The organism is Bartonella sp. AP58NXGY (assembly GCF_042195785.1).
Classification (GTDB): Bacteria; Pseudomonadota; Alphaproteobacteria; order Rhizobiales; family Rhizobiaceae; genus Bartonella.
Genome location: NZ_JBHIOY010000060.1, coordinates 1 through 1,578 on the forward strand (window position 1 = coordinate 1; position 1,578 = coordinate 1,578).

At 33.7% G+C, this 1,578-nt stretch carries 4 protein-coding genes; all 4 read right to left on the minus strand.

The window, feature by feature from the left end; all coding sequences use genetic code 11:
• On the minus strand, positions 1-243 hold a 243-nt coding region (gene trwL / locus ACFINC_RS09335), incomplete at its 3' end, for a VirB2 family type IV secretion system major pilin TrwL (RefSeq protein WP_375617031.1).
• Positions 244-358: 115 nt separating this feature from the next.
• On the minus strand, positions 359-673 hold the full coding sequence (trwL, locus tag ACFINC_RS09340) for a VirB2 family type IV secretion system major pilin TrwL (protein ID WP_375617032.1): 315 nt from the start codon (positions 671-673) through the stop codon (positions 359-361).
• A gap of 57 nt (positions 674-730) precedes the next feature.
• Positions 731-1,051 (minus strand): VirB2 family type IV secretion system major pilin TrwL, encoded by a 321-nt coding sequence (gene trwL, locus ACFINC_RS09345; protein WP_375617033.1) that lies wholly within the window; start codon positions 1,049-1,051, stop codon positions 731-733.
• 124 nt (positions 1,052-1,175) lie between these two features.
• The gene (gene trwL / locus ACFINC_RS09350; protein WP_375617034.1) at positions 1,176-1,487 is read right to left on the minus strand and encodes a VirB2 family type IV secretion system major pilin TrwL; all 312 of its coding nucleotides are present in this window, start codon (positions 1,485-1,487) and stop codon (positions 1,176-1,178) included.
• Positions 1,488-1,578: the final 91 nt, after the last annotated feature.

Genomic DNA, 1,578 nt, shown 5'->3' on the forward strand with positions numbered 1-1,578 from the left:
AAACGTATCCTTTCCTATGTAACGGCCTGCATAACCAATTGCTAAGCACAAAAGTATAACGGCAGCAGCAATAGGAATAATGTTATTAATAAGATCGGTTTTCAGAGCATTTAGAGCTCTTTTAGCAGGAGCTAATTGTGGATTTGCACACGCAGGATGCGTTATAAAAAAGGCGCTTATAGCTGTAGGAATTACGATAACTTTGTTATTATTTTTTAATTTGAGTTTAATTAATTTTTTCATATATTTATTACTCTTATAAATACTTTGTAGTTCTTAATACAAGCGAGATATTACATAATATATTTAAATTCATAAAACATAAATTTGTATTAGAAACATTATGTGTTATAAAAACTTACACTTGACCCGTGAACAACAGCTTAGCAAGCTGTGTTGCAGATCCAGCGACGACAACACCAATTGCCCATCGTATAAATGTATCCTTTTCGATGTAGCGCCCTGCATAGAGAATGGCTAAGCATAAAAGTATAACAGCCGCAGCAACAGGAATAATATTAGCAATAAGATCATCCTGCAGAGCTTTTAAAGCTGTTTTAGGATGATCTAGCACTGCATATGCAGGATTGCTCATAAAAAATACAGTTGCTGCTGCAGAAATTGCTGCGACTTTGTTGTTACTTTTTGGTTGGAGGTTAATTAATTTTTGCATATCTCTCTCGTTAAGATTATAAATAACATTTCGTATTATATGTTGCCATCACTTATTTTAACCAACTGTACCCTTAAATAACAGTTGAGCAAGTTGTGTTGCAGATCCAGCGATAACAACCCCGATCCCCCATCGTACAAATGTATCTTTTCCGATGTAGCGCCCTGCATAAGCAATTGCTAAACACAAAAGTATAACACCAGCGGCGATGGGGATAAGTAGCTTCAAGTCTGTTTGGAGTGCAGTTAAAGCTTTGTTTGCAGGATCTAAAGCTACTGCTTGGGCTAATACAGGATTGAACATAAAAAACACAGTGAAAGCTGCAGAGCTCTTAATAGTTTTATTATGAATTCTTTGAAGGATATTTGATTGTTTCATATTTTTTATCTCAATTTACATTACAGATTATATTACAGATGGCATGGGTAAAATTTTTTCTTCAATATATTTTTATTGAATACAATGAAGATACTGAAATCTAAGTTTTTCTTTTATGAAATATTTATGGAGTTAATAATAAATTGGCAAGTTCAATTGCTGAACCACCGACAACAACCCCGATCCCCCATCGTACAAATGTATCTTTTCCGATGTAACGTCCCGCATAACCAATTGCTAAGCCCAAAAGTATAACAGCAGCAGCGATAGGGATAAGCGTTTTTAAATCATCCCGAAGCGCCTCTAAAGCAGTTTTTGCATTTGTTAATTTCACTTGAGCATATACAGGATTGTTCATAAAAAATACAGTTAAAGCTGCAGGGATCGCGATAATTTTATCATTACTTTTTAATTGGAAATTAAGTAATTTTCTCATATTGTTAAGCCTCATCATATTATATCTGGCATAAATCTCATCATATTATATCTGGCATAAATAATTATTTCTACGAAATAAGAAACAATTT

Excerpts from the sequence above, each read along its gene's own strand:
- trwL (WP_375617032.1), bottom strand. The coding sequence starts at position 673 with ATGCAAAAATTAATTAACCTCCAACCAAAAAGTAACAACAAAGTCGCA.
- trwL (WP_375617033.1), bottom strand. The coding sequence starts at position 1,051 with ATGAAACAATCAAATATCCTTCAAAGAATTCATAATAAAACTATTAAG.
- trwL (WP_375617034.1), bottom strand. The coding sequence starts at position 1,487 with ATGAGAAAATTACTTAATTTCCAATTAAAAAGTAATGATAAAATTATC.